The sequence below is a fragment of the Staphylococcus sp. FSL W8-0305 genome (assembly GCF_037966415.1).
GTDB lineage: Bacteria > Bacillota > Bacilli > Staphylococcales > Staphylococcaceae > Staphylococcus > Staphylococcus aureus.
In genome coordinates this window covers 1,395,168-1,413,090 of record NZ_CP150198.1, presented here as the reverse complement: position 1 = coordinate 1,413,090, position 17,923 = coordinate 1,395,168, and the positions used below count along the sequence as shown (strand labels likewise).

At 30.2% G+C, this 17,923-nt stretch carries 19 protein-coding genes and 1 pseudogene; 14 read left to right on the top strand and 6 right to left on the bottom strand.

Annotation, left to right across the window (positions count from 1 at the left end; all coding sequences use genetic code 11):
• Positions 1-12: 12 nt before the first annotated feature.
• The 5 genes from NST10_RS07005 to NST10_RS06985 all read left to right on the top strand — a co-directional run bounded on the left by NST10_RS07005 (position 13) and on the right by NST10_RS06985 (position 3,993).
• Positions 13-732, top strand: a complete 720-nt coding sequence (locus NST10_RS07005; protein ID WP_162655155.1) for an HAD family hydrolase — start codon at positions 13-15, stop codon at positions 730-732.
• Complete coding sequence (locus NST10_RS07000; RefSeq protein ID WP_000362975.1) at positions 716-1,516, top strand: alpha/beta hydrolase; 801 nt, start codon at positions 716-718, stop codon at positions 1,514-1,516. The genes NST10_RS07005 and NST10_RS07000 overlap by 17 nt, the downstream gene beginning before the upstream one ends.
• A gap of 135 nt (positions 1,517-1,651) precedes the next feature.
• A complete protein-coding gene (locus tag NST10_RS06995; protein WP_000735554.1) occupies positions 1,652-2,158 on the top strand; it encodes a hypothetical protein in 507 nt (168 codons plus the stop codon).
• 161 nt (positions 2,159-2,319) lie between these two features.
• Positions 2,320-3,036 (top strand): hypothetical protein, encoded by a 717-nt coding sequence (locus NST10_RS06990; protein WP_001222137.1) that lies wholly within the window; start codon positions 2,320-2,322, stop codon positions 3,034-3,036.
• A 168-nt stretch (positions 3,037-3,204) separates the two neighbouring features.
• Complete coding sequence (locus tag NST10_RS06985) at positions 3,205-3,993, top strand: alpha/beta hydrolase (RefSeq protein ID WP_339209110.1); 789 nt, start codon at positions 3,205-3,207, stop codon at positions 3,991-3,993.
• A gap of 249 nt (positions 3,994-4,242) precedes the next feature.
• Here the strand turns inward: NST10_RS06985 and sarA are convergent, their stop codons facing one another.
• From sarA to NST10_RS06965, 4 genes are all read right to left on the bottom strand, one after another.
• Positions 4,243-4,617 carry a global transcriptional regulator SarA gene (gene sarA, locus NST10_RS06980; RefSeq protein ID WP_001018677.1) on the bottom strand — a complete coding sequence of 125 codons (375 nt, stop codon included), beginning with the start codon at positions 4,615-4,617 and terminating at the stop codon, positions 4,243-4,245.
• A gap of 947 nt (positions 4,618-5,564) precedes the next feature.
• The gene (locus NST10_RS06975; protein WP_001574632.1) at positions 5,565-6,494 is read right to left on the bottom strand and encodes a DMT family transporter; all 930 of its coding nucleotides are present in this window, start codon (positions 6,492-6,494) and stop codon (positions 5,565-5,567) included.
• Positions 6,495-6,686: 192 nt separating this feature from the next.
• Positions 6,687-6,911: a DUF2922 domain-containing protein gene (locus tag NST10_RS06970; RefSeq protein WP_000169038.1), complete on the bottom strand. Its 225-nt coding sequence runs from the start codon at positions 6,909-6,911 to the stop codon at positions 6,687-6,689.
• Between the two features lie 16 nt (positions 6,912-6,927).
• The gene (locus NST10_RS06965; RefSeq protein WP_000047745.1) at positions 6,928-7,131 is read right to left on the bottom strand and encodes a hypothetical protein; all 204 of its coding nucleotides are present in this window, start codon (positions 7,129-7,131) and stop codon (positions 6,928-6,930) included.
• Between the two features lie 154 nt (positions 7,132-7,285).
• Between NST10_RS06965 and NST10_RS06960 the strand changes: the two genes are divergently transcribed.
• From NST10_RS06960 to NST10_RS06920, 9 genes are all read left to right on the top strand, one after another.
• Positions 7,286-7,846: a tyrosine-type recombinase/integrase gene (locus tag NST10_RS06960; RefSeq protein ID WP_001044966.1), complete on the top strand. Its 561-nt coding sequence runs from the start codon at positions 7,286-7,288 to the stop codon at positions 7,844-7,846.
• An 18-nt stretch (positions 7,847-7,864) separates the two neighbouring features.
• Positions 7,865-10,267 (top strand): Na+/H+ antiporter Mnh2 subunit A, encoded by a 2,403-nt coding sequence (gene mnhA2, locus NST10_RS06955; protein ID WP_339209099.1) that lies wholly within the window; start codon positions 7,865-7,867, stop codon positions 10,265-10,267.
• Complete coding sequence (gene mnhB2, locus NST10_RS06950; protein ID WP_000661909.1) at positions 10,254-10,679, top strand: Na+/H+ antiporter Mnh2 subunit B; 426 nt, start codon at positions 10,254-10,256, stop codon at positions 10,677-10,679. The genes mnhA2 and mnhB2 overlap by 14 nt, the downstream gene beginning before the upstream one ends.
• On the top strand, positions 10,676-11,020 hold the full coding sequence (gene mnhC2, locus NST10_RS06945) for a Na+/H+ antiporter Mnh2 subunit C (RefSeq protein WP_001048982.1): 345 nt from the start codon (positions 10,676-10,678) through the stop codon (positions 11,018-11,020). The genes mnhB2 and mnhC2 overlap by 4 nt, the downstream gene beginning before the upstream one ends.
• Positions 11,010-12,506, top strand: a complete 1,497-nt coding sequence (gene mnhD2, locus NST10_RS06940; protein WP_000950557.1) for a Na+/H+ antiporter Mnh2 subunit D — start codon at positions 11,010-11,012, stop codon at positions 12,504-12,506. Before mnhC2 ends, mnhD2 begins: the two co-directional genes overlap by 11 nt.
• Positions 12,507-12,989, top strand: coding sequence for a Na+/H+ antiporter Mnh2 subunit E (gene mnhE2 / locus NST10_RS06935; RefSeq protein ID WP_001071971.1), 483 nt, complete (start codon positions 12,507-12,509; stop codon positions 12,987-12,989).
• A complete protein-coding gene (mnhF2, locus tag NST10_RS06930) occupies positions 12,986-13,288 on the top strand; it encodes a Na+/H+ antiporter Mnh2 subunit F (protein WP_000616643.1) in 303 nt (100 codons plus the stop codon). The genes mnhE2 and mnhF2 overlap by 4 nt, the downstream gene beginning before the upstream one ends.
• Positions 13,263-13,700, top strand: a complete 438-nt coding sequence (mnhG2, locus tag NST10_RS06925; RefSeq protein WP_000406616.1) for a Na+/H+ antiporter Mnh2 subunit G — start codon at positions 13,263-13,265, stop codon at positions 13,698-13,700. Before mnhF2 ends, mnhG2 begins: the two co-directional genes overlap by 26 nt.
• A 339-nt stretch (positions 13,701-14,039) precedes the next feature.
• Positions 14,040-16,082, top strand: a complete 2,043-nt coding sequence (locus NST10_RS06920) for a sodium:proton antiporter (protein ID WP_000402172.1) — start codon at positions 14,040-14,042, stop codon at positions 16,080-16,082.
• An 85-nt stretch (positions 16,083-16,167) separates the two neighbouring features.
• On the opposite strand, the gene NST10_RS06915 is transcribed toward NST10_RS06920, so the two are convergent.
• On the bottom strand, positions 16,168-17,316 hold the full coding sequence (locus NST10_RS06915) for an MFS transporter (protein ID WP_000065345.1): 1,149 nt from the start codon (positions 17,314-17,316) through the stop codon (positions 16,168-16,170).
• 3 nt (positions 17,317-17,319) lie between these two features.
• Positions 17,320-17,868: pseudogene (locus tag NST10_RS06910) on the bottom strand (HAD family hydrolase); the annotation flags it as partial.
• Positions 17,869-17,923: the final 55 nt, after the last annotated feature.

The following is a 17,923-nucleotide window of genomic DNA, read 5'->3' as shown; positions in this document are numbered from 1 at the left end:
AGGGCATAAGCGATGGATTTGAATCAAATTAAAGCAGTTGTATTTGATTTAGAAGGTACGTTGTTGGACAGAGTTAAATCTCGAGAGAAATTTATCGAAGAGCAATATGAACGATTTCATGACTACTTAATTCATGTTCAACTGGTAGATTTTAAAAAAGCATTTATTGAGCTAGATGACGATGAAGATAATGATAAACCTGATTTATATAAAGAAATCATTAAACGTTTCCATGTAGATAGGTTAACTTGGAAAGACTTATTTAACGATTTTGAAATGCATTTTTATCGTTATGTATTTCCTTATTACGATACTTTGTATACACTAGAAAAGCTATCGCAAAAAGGCTTTCAAATTGGTGTTATCGCAAATGGTAAATCTAAGATTAAACAATTTCGATTACATTCACTTGGTTTGATGCATGTTATTAATTATTTATCAACATCAGAAACAGTTGGTTTTCGTAAACCACATCCTAAAATTTTTGAAGATATGATTGATCAACTAGGGGTATTACCTGAGCAAATTATGTATGTCGGTGATGATGCATTGAATGATGTAGCTCCAGCACGAGCTATGGGCATGGTTAGTGTATGGTATAAACAAGAAGATGCAGAAATTGAACCACTCGAAGAAGAAGTTGATTTTACAATTACAACAGTGGAAGAATTATTAACCATTTTACCAATAAAAATTGATAATAAAGGAGAAAATTATGGATCTATTTACTAGAAAAGATGGAACATCGATACATTACAGTACATTAGGTGAAGGCTATCCTATCGTATTGATTCATACTGTACTTGATAATTATTCTGTGTTTAATAAATTAGCAGCAGAATTAGCAAAATCATTTCAAGTTGTGTTAATTGATTTACGTGGACATGGCTATTCTGATAAACCTCGTCACATTGAAATAAAAGATTTTTCTGAAGATATTGTTGAATTACTTAAATATCTATACATTGAAGAAGTTGCATTTGTATGCCATGAAATGGGTGGAATCATTGGTGCGGATATTTCAGTACGTTATCCTGAATTTACATCATCACTTATGTTGGTAAATCCAACATCTATTGAAGGTGAATTACCGGAAGAACGTTTATTTAGAAAATATGCCCATATTATTCGAAACTGGGATCCTGAAAAACAAGATAAATTTTTAAATAAGCGTAAGTATTATCGTCCGAGAAAAATGAATCGATTCCTCAAACATGTCGTAGATACAAATGAAATATCAACTAAAGAAGAAATTCAAGCAGTTAAAGAGGTATTCAAAAACGCTGATATTTCTCAAACTTATAGAAATGTCGTAGTACCGACAAAAATTATTGCAGGAGAATTCGGTGAAAGAACAACAAGATTAGAAGCTAAAGAAGTAGCTGATTTAATCCAAAATGCGGACTTTGAAGTATATCAAGAATCAAGTGCATTCCCATTTGTTGAAGAGCAAGAAAGATTCGTTGAAGATACAGCTTCATTTATCAACAAACATCACGATGAAAAGCATGTTTAATTTTTAGTGATAAGTGAAATATAAAAGTAGTAATTATTATTTGTAATATAATTGTAATATGACTGTTGTTTTAGAAATGATTGTTGTATAATGGTTGTGAGCACAAGACGATATAAATAAAAGGAGAGAGTGCTTATGAAAAAGCTACTAACGGCAAGTATAATTGCATGTTCTGTTGTAATGGGAGTAGGCATAGCGAACACTAGTGCCGAAGCAGCAAGTGGCAACTCTATTGATACTGTTAAACAATTAATTAAGGGTGACCAGTCATTAGAAAATGTGAAAATTGGCGAATCTATTAAAGATGTTTTAACTAAGTACAAAAATCCGATGTATTCTTACAATGAAGATGGAACTGAACATTATTACGAATTCCATACTAAAAAAGGTATGTTATTAGTAACTACTGATGGTAAGAAAAACAATGGTAAAGTAACTCATATTTCAATGATGTATAATGATGCTAATGGTCCAACATATCAAGCTGTTAAAAATTATGTTGGCAAAGCAGTAACACATACGGAATATAGCAAAGTTGCTGGTAATTTTGGATATATTGAAAAAGGCAAAACGACTTATCAATTTGCCTCAGCACCAAAAGATAAAAACATAAAATTATATCGTATTGATTTGGAAAAATAATAATTAAATTAATCGTGCTTAACCGACAAGTTAAATCGCAATACTTGTCGGTTATTTTATTACATGGCATAATACAGTGAATATTAATTTTTATGATTTGCGAAGGGGATATTAAACCAATACAATAAATAAAGATGTTTCATTTTAAAGGAGTACTACCAATGCGTATTAACGATAAAATTTTACTAGAAAATATAGAAGATTACTTTAATCATAAAGGTTTATCACCGCATTTGATTGATGATATTAAAGAGAAAGTAATTACTGATATAAAAAATTCTGAAAAGAAAGATCAAGATTATATTGAATATAAAAGAAAATCTCCAGCACAAATCATATTAATGATTCAAAGGAATTTGTTTGCTTTACAAATGAATCCAGTTATTTTCTTTATTATAAATTTCATTCTCATATCCTATTTATATGATAAACAGTATGTTCAGTTTCAAGCTATTACTGGAATGAGTCTATTTTATTGTTTAGTGATTTTTCCAATGACTATTGTTGTATACCTAAGGGTGTCTCAAAAGAATTACTTGCGTAGTAATAAAATAGAAATGGTTATGGGTACAATTATCGCTATCATATCCCTGTTATTAATTATATTACAAGCATTTAATATTACTTGGGGCGTTATACCAATTACAAATTTTGGACATCAATTTTTCTTTTTCATTGGTATTATTTTAGTAATTGCCGGCATATTTTATAAGCGACTTGAGTTTTCGGGAATCGGCTTATTATTTTGTCAAAAAACCGTAGATGCAATGATTCATAATCCACAATCAGCCCAGACTTTTTCATTAATTATATGGATATTATTAGTAGTTCTAGTTATATATTTCACAATTAGATTATCTTCACGTACAAGATTATAAATATGATAAAACTATTCACTTGATTAATTGTATTAATTGAGATGAATAGTTTTTTTATTGTTGGAATAACTTTTGGTAATTTATAAATAATTTAAAAAAATTGTTTATAAAATGGAAGCGTACATAGAATGAAGGTTGGGTATATAGTTTATTGAGGGAGGTGTCACAATGAATAAAGTCACAATTAATCCTCAAATCCAATTAACTTATCAAATTGAAGGTAAAGGGGATCCTATAATATTACTTCATGGATTGGATGGTAATTTAGCTGGATTTGAAGATTTGCAACATCAACTAGCATCATCATATAAAGTAATTACCTACGATTTAAGAGGTCATGGCAAGTCTTCTAAAAGTGAATCATACGATTTAAACGATCACGTTGAGGATTTAAAAATTTTAATGGAGAAGTTAAATATTCATGAGGCACATATTCTAGGACATGATTTAGGTGGGGTAGTTGCTAAGTTATTTACAGATAAATATGCTTATCGTGTAAAATCATTAACTACCATTGCATCGAAGAAAGATGACTTAATACACAGCTTTACTCAATTGTTAATTCAATATCAAGATGATATAGCGGGTTTTAATAAGTCTGAAGCGTATATTCTTTTATTTTCTAAATTGTTTAGAAATCAAGAGAAGACGATGAAATGGTATCAAAAACAAAGAATATATAGCATTAAGTCTGAGGATGATAGTGCGGTGGCAATTCGTTCATTAATTTTGCATAAAGATGAACCTATGTATTTAAAAAAACGTACATGTGTACCTACTTTGTTAATTAATGGGGAACATGATCCTTTGATTAAAGATAAGAATCATTTTAAATTAGAAGCGCATTTTTTAAATGTAACGAAAAAAATCTTCGAACATTCAGGACATGCACCGCATATTGAAGAACCAGAAGCATTTCTATGTTATTATCTAAATTTTTTAAAAAGCGTATCATAATATGTGATATATAAAGCTAGGGCATAAAGCCCTTAGGCAATGTGAAAAAGCTGATTACTATTCATTATTTGATAGAAATCAGCTTTTTTGAAATGTATTTGATATATACTGCTCGTTAAGCGGCTATCTTCCTTATATTAAGTGCCATTAGTGCAAAACCGCTTAACAATTAGGTAAAAAGAGCATAAAAAAAGGAAGTTTAATAGAATGTATCATCTATCAAACTTCACCAAATTGCGCTAAACAAAATTATAGTTCAATTTCGTTGTTTGCTTCAGTGATTCGTTTATTTACTCGACTCAATAATGATTCGATTTTTTTACGTTGTTGTGCATTAACAAGAATTAATACAGTTCTTTCATCATGCTCATTACGTTTTTTATCGAAGTAATCTTCTTGAGATAAAATTTTAACTGCTTTAACAACTTGTGGTTGTTTGTAGTTTAAATGATTAATAATATCTTTAAGATAGTATTCTTTCTCTTTGTTTTCGCTGATGTATGTCAATACAGCGAATTCTTCAAAGCTAATTGAAAATTCCTTTTTAATTAAACTTTTTAATTTGTCAGCATAAGTGACCATTGATAACAACTCAAAGCAATCATTGATTTTTGTAATTGCCATGGTTAAAACCTCCCTATTTGATGCATCTTGCTCGATACATTTGCCCGATAATATATTGATATCTAATCTTTATTTATTATAGATATGTTAGTCATAATTTTGCATTAAATAAGTTTTATTAAATATATTTAATGCTCTATTATTTAGTTAATTATAACTAATTAAAAATGAGAAGTAAACAAAAAAGTGTTTATAAAACAAATTATTCATTAGACACAGTGATTGTATTTCTGGGTTAGCATTTGGATTAGTCAAAAAGATCAGCATTTTTTATTATTTACCTTAATTTAATCGTCAGTACAAGGTAATTTATTTAATGAAACGATTTAGCGCAATTAAATGTTTCAATATTCAATGTGTATCTAAAGTGATTCTTTGTCATAGCTTAACGCTTTCAAGTTAACTTCTTCTAATATTTATACCCATTTTTCGAACTTTTATCACTAAAAAAGAAAAATTTTTATAATTTTTTTAATTTAGTAATTCCCAGTGCAGTTTTAATGATAAGAAAAATACACTATTTTAATGACAAAAGTAAAACTATAGCACTTTAAAGTAAGTGTATAGTAATCCGATTGATAACAAGTAATCAATATTAGAAAGTACGATTATGGTTCATAATTTAAAGCATCTTCAATCTTTAAAGTCGACTCAATGAATGAATTAAAGTTGTACATTTTGACTTATTTTTAATTAATTGAATAACCAACTATGAAATATTAGCACGAATAACATAAATTTTGCTATTAATTTGGTGTAAATTATTAAAAAATAACATTAATTTAGGTCTTAAGAATGAGTTGACTATCGAATTTGCTAAATTAAAATTTGTTGTGTCAAAGCATACTACCCATATTAGTACTTATTAAAACTAATTTAGACCACAAAAAAATAGCTTATCACTTTTAAAAATAATTACAAGTTAAAATGATAAGCTAAATGTTAAATTAAAATAATCTTAAAAATATAATCCCTGTCAATATACACAACAGGCCTATAGTTTTTCTTGATGTCATAGCTATTTTAGGTGAACCAAATAGGGCAAAGTGATCAATGAGTATGCCCATAAGTATTTGACCAAACATACCAATAAGTGTTGTTAATGCTGCACCTAAATGGGGCATTAAAATTATATTAGATGTTACAAAAGCCATGCCTAGTATACCGCCAGTAAAATAGATAGGTTTTAATTTACCGAATTTTAAATGACTTGTTTTTAGTTTTAAAGAACGATTAAAAATAGCGGTTAAAATCAATAGCGTTATTGACCCAATTGTAAATGATACTAATGATGCAAAGGCTGGTGAATGAGTATGACTTGCTAATAAACTGTTAATTGTCGTTTGAATAGGTGGAAAGAAACCAAAAATAAATCCTAAGAGAAGCCAAAACAATAAATACTTTTGATCAGTTAGTAATAAATTATTCTTGTTAAATTGATTCATTATGACGATACCGATAATGAGTAACAATACTCCAATTGCTTTAATTAAATTAAAATCATGAATTGTAGCACCAAATAATCCAAATGTATCAATAATGACACCCATAATAATTTGACCCGCAACTGTTGCAATTACAGTTAATGTTGCACCTAATTTTGGCAATAACAATAAATTGCCAGTTAAATAGCCAACACCGAGTAATCCGCCAACGAACCAAGTATAGTTGAATGTTTGATTACTAAAAAAGTGTAATGAGAAAACGTCAGGATTTATAAAAATATTTAAGACGATTAAGCATATAGTACCTACTGAAAATGAAATAAATGATGTATAGAAAGGTGATTTAGTATACAGTGATAGTCTTGAATTGACAGATGTTTGGATAGGAATAAGCATTCCAACTAGGACACCAATGATATAGAAAAGAAGCATATGAATAAAGTCTCACTTTCCAAAGTTAATAATAAAAAACATATGTATAGATTATCACTATAGAGAAAAAATACAACTTATTTTTAAAAGAGATAAAAGTAAAGCGAGTGCCATAATAATACCCCAGTCAATCAAGAAGAAAGACTGGGGCGTTAATGATTATATTCAATGAATGACTACCTATGTTTGAGACTATTTCTTTGCTTCAAATAAAACGGTCGTCGTTTTATCAATAATTTGAGCAGAATGTACTTTGGTGATAGCGCCACTATTAGACTTTAAAATATTTAAATCTACTAATGCATTCATACTATCACGTGCAACTTGCTCGGTTACGATGTTGTTTAATTGTGGTAATTGCAATTTGACAGGTTTGTCTAATGAAGATTTAAAACTTAATTCAAGTGTTTTGGTCATGAAAGTGTCCTCCTGATTAAATTGATACAGATTTGATGACTTCGATGTTATTGTATGTTTCTCCAGTAAGTCGCTCGATAAGTTTGCTAAATGTTTTAATTTGGTCGTTTGATACTTCAGGATTAATATTGGCGAATCGACGTTTAAATTCTGTTTGTTTACCATTTGTATCTAGTTTTGTAAATGATAATACAATTGTAATGTGATTTGTTTTACTCATATTTTAAAACCTCCTTTCACACTATATATCGAAAGAAAAAAATAATTGGGTTAATTTTATTATTCTTGTTTAAATTCTATAAAAAAGGTTATAATTATATGTGACTTAAATACTTAATGTTTATGATTAAGACACTTAAAGCAAGGAGGGACATATGAACAAGGTAGAAGTAATTAAATGCAATGATGATATTAATAAAATGTATGACGCGCTCAAAGCTCGATCTGATAGGGATTATTTGTTTTTTAAATTAGCTATACATAGTGGTATGAAAATAACAGAATTATTAACAATTACTGTTGAAGATACTAAACGACTGATAGAAAAGGGGACACTAAGCGAATTGTGTAAAGCCCATTATCACTCATTGATTAAAATTAGATTGCCAGAAACATTATCTAATGAGTTACTTCATTATATTGAAAACAAAAGTCTGTCAAATGAAGATGTATTATTTCAATCATTGAGAACTAATCAAGTATTATCTAGGCAACAAGCCTATCGTATTATTCATCAAGCAGCAATTAAGGCTGGCATAGAGAATGTAGGACTAACGACATTGCGTAAGACATTTGCGTATCATGCATATCAAAAGGGCATACCTATTCCTGTCATTCAAAAGTATTTAGGGCATCAATCAGCTATAGAAACATTGAATTTTATCGGTTTAGAAAATGAATGTGAACACAGTATTTATATTTCATTACAATTATAACGAAAAAGGAGGCTAATAATGAGTTTGGTTTATCTATTAATTGCTATACTAGTAATTATGGCGATGATATTATTAACATCTAAACGTAGAGCAATGGCTAAATATGCAGGATACATAGCGCTGACTGCACCTGTAATAGCATCTATTTATTTTTTGTTACAAGTTCCATCAGTAATTAAACAGCATTATTTGTCTGTTTCCATTCCGTGGATGACCTCATTAGATATTAATGTAGATTTACGTTTAGATGGTTTGAGTTTAATGTTTTCCCTTATTATTTCCCTTATTGGAATCGCTGTATTCTTCTATGCAACACAATATTTATCCTCTCGTAAAGATAATTTACCAAGGTTTTACTTATACTTAACGCTATTTATGTTTAGCATGCTCGGTATTGTATTAGCTGATAATACAATATTAATGTATGTGTTTTGGGAACTAACTAGCGTATCATCATTTCTATTAATTTCATATTGGTATAACAACGGAGATAGTCAATTTGGTGCGATGCAGTCATTTATGATTACAGTATTTGGTGGTTTGGCATTATTAGTTGGTTTTATCATGTTGTATATCATGACAGGAACGAATAACATCACAGAGATATTAGGACAAGCAGATCATATTAAGAACCATGCTTTATTTATCCCCATGATTATCATGTTTTTATTAGGTGCATTTACAAAGTCTGCACAATTCCCATTTCATATTTGGTTACCAAGGGCAATGGCAGCGCCTACACCTGTAAGTGCATATTTACATTCAGCCACTATGGTTAAAGCTGGTATCTTTTTATTACTTAGATTTACACCTTTGTTAGGTCTAAGCAATATGTATATTTATATCGTAACCTTTGTCGGGTTAATAACTATGTTATTTGGATCAATCACAGCTTTAAAACAATGGGATTTAAAAGGAATCCTAGCATACTCTACAATCAGTCAACTTGGGATGATTATGGCTATGGTGGGTATAGGTGGCGGATATGCTCAACACCAACAAGACGCAATAGCATCTATTTATGTATTTGTGTTATTTGCAGCATTGTTCCATCTTATGAATCATGCAATTTTCAAGTGTGCGCTTTTCATGGGTGTAGGGATTTTAGATCATGAAGCAGGTTCAAGGGACATACGAATTTTAAGTGGCATGCGTCAATTATTTCCAAAAATGAATCTTGTTATGATGATTGCGGCGCTATCTATGGCTGGTGTTCCATTTTTAAATGGATTTTTAAGTAAAGAAATGTTCTTAGATGCTTTAACACAAACTGGACAATTGTCCCAATTTAGTTTGATTTCAATGATTATCATCGTATGTATGGGTGTTATTGCTAGTATTTTTACATTCACATATGCACTTTACATGGTTAAAGAAGTATTTTGGACTAAATATGATTTTAAAGTGTTTACTAAAAAAAATATCCACGAACCATGGTTGTTTAGTTTACCCTCTCTTATATTAATGGTGCTAGTACCTGTAATCTTTTTTGTGCCAAATATATTTGGGAAGGGGATTATCGTTCCAGCATTAAGAGGTGTATCAGGTGGTAATCATCAAATTGATCCATTGGTACCACATGTTTCGCAATGGCATGGATTTAACATACCGCTTCTTTTAACCATCATCATTATTTTATTGGGTAGTGTACTAGCAATCAAAGTAGATTGGAAAAAAGTGTTCACAGGTAAAATTAGACAAATTTCAGTTTCAAAAGGGTACGAAATGGTTTACCGACAATTTGAAAAGTTTACTACGAAGCGATTTAAACGTGTTATGCAAGATCGTTTAAATCAATACATTATTATGACACTGGGCATATTTATGGTAATCATCGGATACGGTTATATTCGTATAGGACTACCAAAAGTTCATCAGTTACATGTTTCCGAATTTGGACCGTTAGAAGTTATATTAGCAATTGTTACAGTTATCATTGGTTTGTCATTAATATTTATACGTCAACGACTAACCATGGTCATTTTAAATGGGGTCATCGGTTTTGTTGTAACTTTATTCTTTATAGCAATGAAAGCACCTGATTTAGCATTGACGCAACTTGTAGTTGAAACGATTACGACAATTTTATTTATTGTTAGCTTTTCAAGATTACCCAACGTACCAAGGTCTAAAGTTAATAAAAAACGAGAAATAATTAAAATTTCAGTATCTCTTATGATGGCGCTGATTGTTGTGTCACTTATTTTCATCGCGCAACAAGCAGATGGATTGGCATCGATTTCTAATTTTTATCTTAGAGCGGATAAATTAACAGGTGGCAAAAACATTGTGAATGCGATATTAGGAGACTTTAGAGCATTAGATACATTGTTTGAAGGTTTAGTATTAATTATTACTGGATTAGGTATTTACACATTATTAAATTACCAAGATAGGAGGGGACAAGATGAAAGAGAATGATGTCGTTTTAAGAACGGTCACGAAACTCGTTGTATTTATTTTATTGACTTTCGGATTCTACGTCTTCTTCGCTGGCCACAATAACCCAGGTGGTGGCTTTATAGGTGGTTTAATATTTAGTTCCGCGTTTATTTTAATGTTTCTAGCTTTTAATGTCGAAGAAGTATTAGAAAGCTTACCGATAGATTTTAGAATTTTAATGATTATTGGTGCATTAGTTTCATCTATTACTGCGATAATGCCAACATTTTTTGGAAAACCTTTTTTGTCGCAATATGAAACAACATTGACACTACCAATTTTAGGGCACATTCATGTAACGACAATAACACTGTTTGAATTGGGCATTTTGTTCTCGGTTGTCGGGGTTATTGTAACGGTGATGCTGTCTCTTAGTGGAGGTCGATCATGAATTTAATTTTATTACTAGTTATAGGATTTTTAGTATTTATAGGGACATATATGATATTATCTATAAATTTAATTCGTATTGTCATAGGTATTTCAATTTATACACATGCTGGTAACCTTATTATCATGAGTATGGGCACTTACGGCTCTAATAAATCAGAACCGCTGATTACAGGTGGAAATCAATTGTTTGTCGACCCACTGTTGCAAGCTATTGTATTAACTGCAATAGTTATAGGTTTTGGGATGACTGCGTTTTTACTTGTCCTCGTTTATAGAACTTATAAAGTAACTAAAGAAGACGAAATTGAAGGCTTAAGGGGGGAAGATGATGCTAAGTAATTTGTTAATATTACCAATGTTATTACCATTCCTTTGTGCCTTAATCCTTGTATTTTTAAAAAATAATGACCGTATTTCTAAATATTTATACTTAGGTACAATGACTATCACCACAATTATTTCATTAATGCTATTAATTTATGTTCAGCGGCATCGTCCAATTACATTGGATTTTGGTGGTTGGACTGCACCATTTGGAATACAGTTTTTAGGAGATTCGTTAAGTTTAATCATGGTTACAACCGCTTCGTTTGTGATTACTTTAATTATGGCATATGGATTTGGGCGTGGCGAACATAAAGCAAATCGTTATCATTTACCTTCATTTATATTATTTTTAAGTGTTGGTGTGATAGGCTCTTTTCTAACATCAGATTTATTTAATTTATATGTCATGTTTGAAATTATGTTACTTGCGTCATTTGTACTCATTACACTTGGACAATCTGTAGAACAATTACGTGCCGCAATTATTTATGTTGTCTTGAATATTATTGGTTCATGGCTATTCTTATTAGGTATAGGTTTACTTTATAAAACAGTAGGTACATTAAACTTTTCACATATTGCAATGCGTTTGAATGACATGGGAGATAATCGCACTGTTACAATGATTTCATTAATCTTCTTAGTCGCTTTTAGTGCGAAGGCAGCGCTGGTCCTTTTTATGTGGCTACCCAAAGCATACGCAGTGTTAAATACTGAGCTTGCAGCATTATTTGCAGCGTTAATGACCAAAGTGGGCGCTTATGCATTGATTCGCTTCTTTACATTATTATTTGACCAACATAATGGTCTTATACATCCATTGCTAGTAACAATGGCAGCTATAACCATGGTCATCGGCGCTATTGGTGTCATTGCTTATAAAGATATTAAAAAGATTGCAGCTTACCAAGTCATAATCTCAATAGGATTTATCATTTTAGGTTTAGGAACAAACACGTTTGCAGGTATTAATGGTGCAATATTTTATTTAGTAAATGATATTGTTGTAAAAACATTGCTATTCTTTATTATTGGTAGTTTAGTTTATATTACTGGTTATCGACAATATCAATATTTAAATGGTTTAGCAAAAAAAGAACCATTCTTTGGTGTTGCGTTTATTATAATGATTTTTGCTATTGGCGGCGTGCCCCCATTTAGTGGCTTTCCGGGGAAAGTACTTATTTTCCAAGGTGCATTGCAAAATGGCAACTATATTGGACTAGCGTTAATGATTATTACTAGTCTAATTGCTATGTACAGCTTGTTTAGAATACTTTTCTATATGTATTTTGGAGATAAAGATGGCGAAGAAGTTCATTTTAAGAAAATCCCACAATATCGTAAAGGTATTTTAAGTATTTTAGTAGTTGTGGTTATCGCAATCGGGATTGCAGCGCCTGTGCTGTTAAAAATAACTAATGATGCAACAGAACTTAATACGAACGATCAATTATATCAAAAGCTTGTTAATCCACATTTGAAAGGAGAGGAATAAATGAATCAAATTGTTTTAAATATTATCATTGCATTCTTATGGGTTTTATTTCAAGATGAAGATCATTTTAAATTCTCGACTTTCTTTTCTGGATATCTAATTGGTTTAATTGTCATTTATATATTACACAGGTTTTTCAGCGATGATTTTTATGTTAGAAAAATTTGGGTAGCTATTAAATTTTTAGGTGTTTATTTATATCAATTAATAACATCTAGCATTAGCACGATTAATTATATTCTTTTTAAAACAAAAGATATGAACCCTGGATTACTTTCTTATGAAACAAGACTAACAAGTGACTGGGCAATAACATTTTTAACAATTTTAATTATTATAACTCCAGGGTCTACAGTAATACGAATTTCTCAAGACTCAAAAAAGTTTTTTATTCATAGTATCGACGTGTCTGAAAAAGAAAAAGATAGTTTGTTAAGAAGTATTAAGCATTATGAAGACTTAATATTGGAGGTGTCGCGATGATACAAACAATCACACATATTATGATTATTAGTTCACTCATTATTTTTGGAATTGCATTAATCATCTGTTTATTTAGATTAATCAAGGGACCTACAACAGCAGATCGTGTCGTTACATTTGATACAACAAGTGCTGTTGTCATGTCTATTGTGGGTGTCTTAAGTGTACTAATGGGCACCGTTTCTTTCCTAGATTCAATCATGCTCATTGCCATTATATCTTTTGTAAGCTCTGTATCGATTTCAAGATTTATTGGTGGGGGGTATGTGTTTAATGGAAATAACAAAAGAAATCTTTAGTCTTATTGCTGCTGTGATGTTGTTGTTAGGTAGTTTTATTGCTCTTATTAGTGCAATAGGTATCGTGAAATTCCAAGATGTTTTCTTAAGAAGTCATGCTGCAACAAAAAGTTCGACTTTATCCGTGTTATTAACTTTAATTGGTGTATTAATTTATTTTATTGTGAATACAGGATTTTTCAGTGTGCGTTTATTACTGTCACTTGTTTTTATTAATTTAACTTCACCAGTCGGCATGCACTTAGTCGCTCGCGCTGCTTATCGCAACGGCGCTTATATGTATCGAAAAAATGATGATCACACACATGCATCAATATTATTAAGTTCAAATGAACAAAACTCTACAAAAGCATTACAATTACGTGCTAAAAAACGAGAAGAGTATCGTAAGAAATGGTATCAAAACGATTGAAGTATTGGCTAAATTGTTAAGCATAACAATACTTTTGAAGATTTGTTTTCAAAATTAATCATTAAAAGAGTACTTTGAAATTGGTTAGTCGATTTTAAGGTGCTCATTTTTTGTATTATAAGTTAATGTTGTTATGTGAAAGCAAGTTGTTTATTTATACAAACAATTAGTGATAAAATAAAATTAAATAATTGCAAATTTAAGTACTGCAATCGTAGACATATATCTATATTAAAGTGCTTTTGTGGTCGCTAACTCAATTTATCCTCTAAAGTATAATTACAACGAGATGTGATACTTATTTTTCAATTAAACAATACTTTTTAGAGAGGTGAAAGTTTGGAAATATTTGAAACAATTCTTATATTTATAGCTGTTGTGATACTAAGTTCGTTTGTCCATACTTTCATACCTAAAGTACCCCTAGCATTTATACAAATTTTCTTGGGCATGTTACTATTTATTACCCCAATCCCTGTTCAATTTAATTTTGATTCTGAATTATTTATGGTAACAATGATTGCGCCTTTGTTATTTGTAGAAGGTGTTAATGTTTCTAGAGTCCATTTAAGGAAATATATTAAGCCAGTGATGATGATGGCATTAGGATTAGTCATTACTACTGTGATAGGTGTCGGTTTATTTATTCATTGGATTTGGCCAGATTTACCTATTGGAGCAGCATTTGCAATTGCTGCCATTCTTTGTCCTACTGATGCAGTAGCAGTGCAAGCAATTACTAAAGGAAAGGTCTTGCCAAAAGGAGCAATGACAATTCTTGAAGGTGAGTCATTATTGAATGATGCTGCTGGTATTATTTCATTTAAAATAGCTGTTGGAGTATTAGTTACAGGTGCTTTTTCACTTGTTGATGCTGTTCAGTTGTTTTTAATTGCATCAATTGGTGGCGCAGTGGTTGGTTTACTTATAGGTATGGCATTAGTAAGGTTCCGATTAACATTGATGCGTCGAGGATATGAAAACATTAATATGTTTACAATTATTCAATTGTTAACACCATTTGTTACGTATTTAATTGCTGAATTGTTTCACGCATCAGGAATCATTGCAGCAGTAGTTGCAGGACTTGTACATGGTTTCGAACGTGACAGAATTATGCAAGTACGTACACAACTACAAATGAGTTACAATCATACATGGAATATACTAGGTTATGTTTTAAATGGCTTTGTTTTTTCAATACTAGGATTTTTAGTACCTGAAGTTATTATTAAAATTATCAAAACAGAACCGCACAATTTAATCTTTTTAATAGGCATCACTATTGTTGTTGCTTTAGCTGTCTATCTATTTAGATTTGTTTGGGTTTATGTCTTATATCCTTATTTTTATTTAGCCATCAGTCCATTCCAAAAAATGATGACTAAAAATGATGATGATAATCCAACGACTGAGAAACCACCAAAGCGAAGTTTATACGCTTTAATTATGACGTTATGTGGTGTGCATGGAACAATTTCTTTAGCAATCGCATTAACGTTACCGTATTTTTTAGCAGGTCATCATGCTTTTACGTATAGAAATGATTTATTATTTATTGCATCTGGTATGGTTATTATTAGTTTGGTAGTTGCGCAAGTATTATTGCCATTATTAACGAAACCTGCACCTAAAACAGTAATTGGCAATATGTCGTTTAAAGTTGCTAGAATTTATATATTAGAACAAGTTATTGATTATCTAAATCAAAAATCTACTTTCGAAACAAGTTTTAAATATGGTAATGTGATTAAAGAATATCATGATAAATTAGCATTTTTAAAAACTGTAGAGAAAGATGATGAAAACTCTAAAGAATTAGAACGTCTACAAAAAATTGCTTTTAATGTAGAAACAAAGACTTTAGAGTCTTTAGTAGATGAAGGACAAATAACGAATAGTGTACTTGAAAACTATATGCGTTATGCTGAAAGAACACAAGTATATAGACAAGCATCATTAATAAGAAGAATGATTGTATTATTACGAGGTGCTTTATTAAAACGAAGAGTACAAACGAGAGTGAACTCGGCATCTTCACTTAGTGTTACGGATAACTTAATGGAATTAAATAAAATTAATAAATTAGTCCATTATAATGTGGTTAGTCGTTTGTCTAAGGAAACAACAAAAGATAATACACTTGAAGTTGGAATGGTTTGTGACGGTTATTTAATGCGAATTGAAAACTTAACACCATCTAATTTCTTCAACTCAGCAAGTGAAGATACGATTACTAAAATTAAATTAAATGCATTGAGAGAACAACGTCGCATTTTACGTGAGTTGATTGATACAGATGAAGTATCAGAAGGTACAGCGTTAAAACTAAGAGAAGCCATCAATTATGATGAAATGGTTATTGTAGATAGTATGACGTAGTTCGTAATTATGCTAAAAGGGATTGATGAAAAACTGAATGGCTTTTCATCAATCCCTTTTATTTAGGGGAATTGAATAGATAGTTTTAATTTTTCTCTGTATGAACAGCTGTTTTTAATAATATAGATGAAACCATTGCTAATATCATAGCAACAACAATTGATAAGTTGAACTGATTATCGATAGAAAATAATATACCACCAATTAATGATCCTAATCCGATTCCTAAATTTAATATTGAAATATCATAGCTCAATATTTGACTTGGATCGCCTTTTAAAAATTTAAGTAAAGCATATTGAACTGTTGGATTTGTTCCCCAATGAAATAAATTCCATGTAAATATAGATAAAATTAAAAGTATGACATTTTGTCCAGTCAATAAGATGCTCATAATAGAAATAATATAGACAATTATAATGATATTTCCAGCAATCCTATAGCCTTTCTTTTCAGTTAAATTATTTCCTAATTTTGAACCTAAAACACCTGCAATACCTGAGAAAAATAAACACAAACTTACTATCCAGATGCTATGACCTTTACTTTTTACTAAAGGCTCTATATATGTAAATAACATGCTATTAGATATCATCATGATTAATAAAAAGCCCAACATGATTAATGTGCCTCTGAAATTTACTAATTGGTATTTAGAATGATTATTAATACTATAATGTGATTTATTCGGGATAAATAACATAATACCTAGTAGACATAAAAAAGTGATAATCGCAATGATATAAAACGGAATCTTCCAATTGTAATGGGAAGCAATTAATGTACCTATGGGTATACCAAGTATATTTGCTGCACTAAAGCCTACGTATATGTTAGCGATAACTGATGCTTTGTATTCTACTGGAACAATATTTGCTCCAGTAGACATTAATTTTACAGTGATTAATGAAGCGATGCCCGCCATAAAGATTCTAACAATACATAGAAAGAAATAATTGGTCATTACAGTTGTAAGCATGCTGAAAATAATAAAAAGTATTAAACAGGATACTAATAATTTTTTGTCATTAATTTGACTAGTTACCTTTGTTAAGAGAGGGCTTAGAATTGAAAAAGCAACAGCATACAATGTTACCAACTGACCTATTAAAGCATTACTTACATGAAATTCTTTACTCATTTCATTTAACATTCCTACAACAATTAAGTCTGAAACACCAACAATAAACATTGTGAAAAAGCCAATCAAAGTTACAATTTTAATATTTGACATATCTTACTCCTCAAAATTAAGTTCTTTAACATTATTAATTATAAAATTTGGATTTTCAGTGTTTAATACTTCAATACTATGACTTCCCCAAGTTACAGCACAAGAATCAATATTGGCATTTTTAGCCATTTTAATATCAAAAACAGCATCTCCAACATATATAGTGTCTTTGTTATGTAAGTCATATTTTTGTAATATATATATAATTCCATCAGGAGAAGGTTTATAATTCGTTACTTTATCTGAACCAATTACTTCAACAAATAGATTATCAACACCTAATTTAGAAAGATTTCTTTCTAATACATTTGTTTTTTTACTAGAAACAACGAATAACTTATGGTTTTGATGAAGTGTTTTGAGCTGTTCTTGCATTCCGTCATATATTTTTAAATGTTTTGCTTCAGTTTCTTTATAATTTTCTCTAAACAATGTCATTAGTTCGGTGAGTTCTTTGTCATTTAGCTTAAAATCACTCATTAAATTAAAAGATTTTTCAATCGGAATACCCATATAATATTCTATTTGTTCATCGCTAGGTATATTCAAACCTCTTTTTTGTGGCCATGTACACCAAAAACACAGGGAAAACCTTGAGATTGAATTA